This is a genomic window from Desulfobacter sp. (assembly GCF_050177295.1).
On the sequence record NZ_JBFXHE010000315.1, the window covers coordinates 1 to 5,199 of the forward strand.

Here is a 5,199-nt window from a genome sequence, read left to right on the forward strand (position 1 = left end):
ATATTTCCTATAAAATTATCCATACAGGCCAGCATTATGACGCCAACATGAGCGACATCTTTTTTGAGGAGCTGGGCATCCGCAACCCTGATTACCATTTAGGGGCAGGCGGAGGGTCTCACGCCCGGCAAACCGCAAAAATAATGGTTGAATTCGAGGCCGTATGCGAACAGGACAGGCCCGATCTTGTCATGGTCGTGGGCGATGTTAACTCCACGCTGGCCTGCTCCGTCGTAGCCAAAAAGATGCACATCAAAGTCGCCCATGTGGAGGCAGGTCTCCGCAGCTTTGACCTTGACATGCCCGAAGAGATTAACCGCATGGTTACCGATGCCATTTCAGATATCTTTTTCGTCACGGAAGAACAGGGTATGACCAATCTGAAAAAAGAGGGAAAGCCGGAATCCTGCATTCATTTTGTCGGTCATGTTATGATTGATAATCTCTTTTATCAGCTCTCTCAACTGGAAAAAATGGATTCAACCGTCCTCAAGCACAATGACTATAAATCCGGCCACACCGAGTACGGTGTCGTAACGTTACACCGACCTTCCAACGTGGATGACAAGCCAACTCTGGTACGGATTTTCAAAACCCTGGATCAAATATCTCAAAGGTTGCCGCTAATTTTTCCCATCCACCCAAGAACTCAAAAGAATATGGAAGCCTTTGGCATCCAGCCCCCTGAAACCATAACGCTGACACCGCCACTGTCATACATGGCGTTTTTAAACCTGTGGAAAGACGCAAAATTAGCCCTGACGGATTCCGGAGGGCTCCAGGAAGAAACCACTGCCCTTGGAATTCCCTGTCTGACCATCCGGGAAAATACAGAACGTCCCATCACCATCACCCAGGGAACAAACGAGCTCGTTGGTACATCAAAGCATAAAATTCTTGATGCATTTAAAAAAATTATGGCAGGAACCTGGCGAACCGGAAAAAAACCCGATCTATGGGATGGCAGGGCATCAGATCGGATTACGGATATTCTTCTGACTCATTTACAATTTTAATTTTATTCTCACACAAAGCCACAAAGCTGCATAAAGTCGAATAAAAATCTTTGTGTCTTGGTGTCTTTGTGAGATCAGAATGAAAATAGAAGAAATCCTGAAACAGGCAGCAAAAATAATCAGCAGTGAAATAGAGGGTAACTATCAATTGTTTCTATTCGGATCCCGCGCAAGAGAAATACACGCGGTTTGAATTTACATATGAATTGATGTTGAAAACACTGAAAATCTTCTTAGAAGATATCCATGGAATCCGAGCCGTATCCCCGAGACTCGTCTTCAAGGAAGCCTATGCCCTTTCGATTATCGAACACGAGGGTATCTTTTTAGAAATGATTCAATCCAGAAACTTACTGTCACACACATATAATGAAGAACAGGCAGAACAGATTTATAAAAAATGTCCTTTATATTTATCAGCGATAAAAGAGTTGTATCAGCGGATATCGGTGTCCTGAACCATAATGATGGCAGCTATTAAAAAAATAAGCAAAGCAGACGAGATTGCCTGGGATAATTACGTCACAAAGCATCCTTCAGGTACGGTTTTCCACCTGACAGCCTGGAAAAGGGTTGTTGAAAAAACTTTTGGGCATAAAGCCCATTATCTGACAGAAAAAAAGAATGGATATATCAAAGGCATATGCCCCATATTTGAACTTAAAAGCATTCTGTTCGGGCACGCGTTTATCAGCATCCCTTTTGCAGAACTGGGCGGCGTGTTATCAGATAATGAAAATATAGAGAGGGGCTTGATCAATAGGGCCTGCCGAATTGCCGAGTCGGAAAAAGCCCAGTACCTCGAACTGAGAAACAGAAAAGAGCTCAATGGCTTTAAAACAAAATCCTTATATTATAATTTTCGCAAAAAAATATCTTCCGACCATGATGAAAACCTGAAAGCCATCCCAAGAAAATCCAGGGCCATGGTGAAAAATGCCATAAAAAAAGGACTATCCTCAGAAACAGGGCATCACCTGCTGGACGAATTTTATAAAATACTGGCCTTAAATTACCATCGCCTGGGCACACCGATCTTTCCTAAAAAGTTTTTTAATAATTTTCTGACTGAATATGGCAAAAATGCAGACCTTTTGGTTGTTCGTACCAAAGAAGGCCATCTATCTGCCGCAGTTTTATTCTTTATCTTTAAAGACCAGATGATTCCTTATTACGCAGGATCTGATTTCCAGTACAGGCACCTTGGTCCCAACGATTTCATGTACTGGGAACTTATGAAACTGGCAGTTGAAAAGGGCTGTACCATATTCGATTACGGCCGTAGCAAAGAAGGCACAGGGTCTTTCAGCTTCAAAAAGCACTGGGGGTTTGAACCGACCCCCCTATCCTACCAATACCATCTTGTAACGTTGGATGAGCTTCCCAATCTGAGTCCTGCAAATCCAAAATACAGGAAAAAAATTGAAACATGGCAGAAACTACCCCATTTTATGACAAAAATACTTGGCCCGGTAATTTCCAGAAATCTTGCTTAAAACTCACACAAAGCCAAAAAGTTTTAATTCTTCGTGCCTTAGTGTCTTTGTGAGATCATGAAAACAATACTTTACCTAAGCCATCGCATCCCCTACCCCCCCAACAAAGGAGATAAAATAAGGTCTTTCAACGAGATAAAATACCTGTCCAAGAGGTATAAAGTTGATCTTATTACCTTGGCTGATGATCCAAAAGACCTTAAATTTAAAAAAAATATAGAACAGTATTGCAGACAGGTTAAGGTCTTTCCCTTAAATACCAAGGCTGCCAAAATAAAGGGCTTTTTCTCCTTGCTGACCGGCCACAGTATCTCCCAGGGGTATTTCTATTCAAAAGCGTTTCAGTCTTTTTTTAATCTATGGATAAAACAGCAATCATATGATGCGTTAATCTGCTTTTCCTCTCCCATGGCAGAATATGTATTTAAAGCAACGCAAAACAAAAAGCCAGCACATACTTTGATTATGGATTTTTGCGATCTTGATTCCGACAAGTGGCGCCAATATGCACAAAAATTATTTTTCCCTTTCAATCTGATATATAAGTTAGAAACAGCTCGATTGCTGACGTTTGAGAAAAAAATTAACCATGAATTTGACCATTCGGTTTTTGTTTCCTCTGTTGAAGCCGGGCTTTTTAAAAAATATTACCCACAAGCCAAACGCCTTGACGTTGTGACAAACGGAGTTGATCATGACTATTTCAACCCGGATCTATTCAGTACAGGAAAAAAAGACAACGTCATGATTGTCGGTTTTTTCGGAGCCATGGATTACTATGCCAATGTAGATGGCGCCCTTTGGTTTGCGAATCACATCTGGCCCCTGATAAAAAAGCAAATACCCGATGCTCTTTTTTTTATCGTCGGCAGCAACCCTGACCCAAAACTTAAAGCATTAGCTTCCGACCCCTCTATCCAAACAACCGGATTTGTGGAAGATATCCGAGAATATTACCACAAAACGTCTGTTTGCGTAGTCCCCTTGAGAATTGCAAGGGGTGTCCAGAATAAAGTGCTTGAGGCCATGTCCATGGGCAAGGCAATTGTCTCCACGTCCCCGGCCGTTCAGGGAATTGGCGCATTTGATAAACCCTTTATCTCAGTTGAAGATGATCCCAAAAAATTTGCAGCATGCGTGATCAACCATCTACAGGACGAGCCTGGCCGAAATGAAGCAGGCCGCAAAGCACGAAAATACATTCAGACCCATTACAACTGGGATGGCAATATAGAACGCCTAAGGATAAAATGCGGGTCGGTTTAATTTAGCCTCTCACAAAGACACAAAGCCGCAAAGAAAAGAAATCACCCTTTGTGTCTTTGTGAGATAATATTGGGAAAATGATAGAAAACTTAAAAAAGATATTTCATGAACAGCAACATCATTTCATGTTTGTTTATCTTTTTGATTATAATTCACCGCTCGAAATCCAAAGCGGATAAAAAACAATATCCATTTTGGGGAAAACCAATTAAGTACCTTAACCCAACTGACCCTGTTGCAGAGGCAGATTGGGAGGTATATAAATGATTGTAATGGATACACATATCTGGGTTTGGTGGATTCACAATGATGATCGATTGACCGCCAGAGTTCGTGAACATATCAAAGCCAAGGAGATGTAAATAGCTTATTACCAAGATTAAATACAAACATGAAAATTCTCCACATATTAGATCACAGCTTACCCCTGCATAGCGGTTACACCTTCAGAAGCCAGAACATTTTCAAGGCTCAGAGGAATATGGGCTACAATCCGGTAATCCTTACCTCTCCCAAACACGAAGAAAGCCTGAAAAAAGCAACGCCCGGAAAGGAAGAGATCAACGGTTTCACCTATTACAGGACAGGTCCTGTGTCTGCCTCCTGTCTTCCAATGGTATCTGAACTCAAGCTGATGCACAGCCTCTACAAAAGGCTGCTCCAGGTAATAAATATAGAAAAACCCGGCATTATTCATGCCCATTCCCCAATTCTGAATGCCATCCCTGCAATACAGGTTGCAAAGAAAATGCATCTGCCCCTGGTGTATGAAATCCGTGCCTTTTGGGAAGATGCTGCCGTAGACCATGGCACCTATGCGGAAAATTCCTGGAAATACCGCCTTACCCGATCTATTGAAACATGGGTGTGCAAAAAAGCGGATCATGTGGCTATCTTGTGCAACGGACTAAAGAACGATCTGATTTCCAGGGGTATTTCGGCCCGGAAAATCACCCCTGTCTTTAACGGTGTCAACCCCATGGAACTTCGCCCTGTACCGCCGGACCAGAATTTTCTTGATGCCTGGGACCTCAAAGACAAAAAAGTGATCGGATTTGTAGGGTCCTTCTATCGGTATGAAGGACTCGACCTGCTCATTGATGCTTTCTCCAAGATAACGATCTCCCATGACCATGCCAGACTTCTTTTAGTGGGCGGTGGTGAAATGACCAATGAACTAACTGCTCAAATCAAAAAATTAGGCCTGGAGGAGAAAGTCATCATGCCCGGTCGTATTCCCCATGAAAAAATAGCCGGTGTGTACGCCATAATCGACATCCTGGCCTATCCCCGCTACTCCATGCGTCTGACCGAACTGGTCACCCCCCTCAAACCCCTGGAAGCCATGGCTATGGGAAAAGCCCTGGTGGCCAGTGACGTGGGAGGTCACCGGGAATTAATAACAAACCACAAAACCGGTC

6 protein-coding genes are annotated in these 5,199 nt (G+C 42.9%); all 6 read left to right on the top strand.

The genetic code is table 11. The features are described from left to right. Positions 1-1,016: non-hydrolyzing UDP-N-acetylglucosamine 2-epimerase (gene wecB / locus AB7U36_RS17775; RefSeq protein ID WP_428161014.1), on the top strand; the 1,016-nt coding region annotated here is incomplete at its 5' end. Positions 1,017-1,159: 143 nt separating this feature from the next. Next, positions 1,160-1,474, top strand: coding sequence for an HI0074 family nucleotidyltransferase substrate-binding subunit (locus tag AB7U36_RS17780; RefSeq protein ID WP_428161019.1), 315 nt, complete (start codon positions 1,160-1,162; stop codon positions 1,472-1,474). Positions 1,475-1,480: 6 nt separating this feature from the next. Then, a complete protein-coding gene (locus AB7U36_RS17785; protein WP_428161015.1) occupies positions 1,481-2,512 on the top strand; it encodes a FemAB family XrtA/PEP-CTERM system-associated protein in 1,032 nt (343 codons plus the stop codon). Positions 2,513-2,569: 57 nt separating this feature from the next. After that, positions 2,570-3,778, top strand: coding sequence for a TIGR03087 family PEP-CTERM/XrtA system glycosyltransferase (locus AB7U36_RS17790; RefSeq protein WP_428161016.1), 1,209 nt, complete (start codon positions 2,570-2,572; stop codon positions 3,776-3,778). Positions 3,779-3,883: 105 nt separating this feature from the next. Then, positions 3,884-4,045 carry a hypothetical protein gene (locus AB7U36_RS17795; protein ID WP_428161017.1) on the top strand — a complete coding sequence of 54 codons (162 nt, stop codon included), beginning with the start codon at positions 3,884-3,886 and terminating at the stop codon, positions 4,043-4,045. 124 nt (positions 4,046-4,169) lie between these two features. Continuing rightward, the coding region (locus AB7U36_RS17800) for a TIGR04063 family PEP-CTERM/XrtA system glycosyltransferase (protein WP_428161018.1) at positions 4,170-5,199 on the top strand (1,030 nt) is incomplete at its 3' end.

Bases quoted from the DNA above. Each gene is read 5' to 3' on its own strand.
- AB7U36_RS17790 (WP_428161016.1), top strand. From the start codon at position 2,570: ATGAAAACAATACTTTACCTAAGCCATCGCATCCCCTACCCCCCCAAC.
- AB7U36_RS17795 (WP_428161017.1), top strand. From the start codon at position 3,884: ATGAACAGCAACATCATTTCATGTTTGTTTATCTTTTTGATTATAATT.
- AB7U36_RS17785 (WP_428161015.1), top strand. From the start codon at position 1,481: ATGATGGCAGCTATTAAAAAAATAAGCAAAGCAGACGAGATTGCCTGG.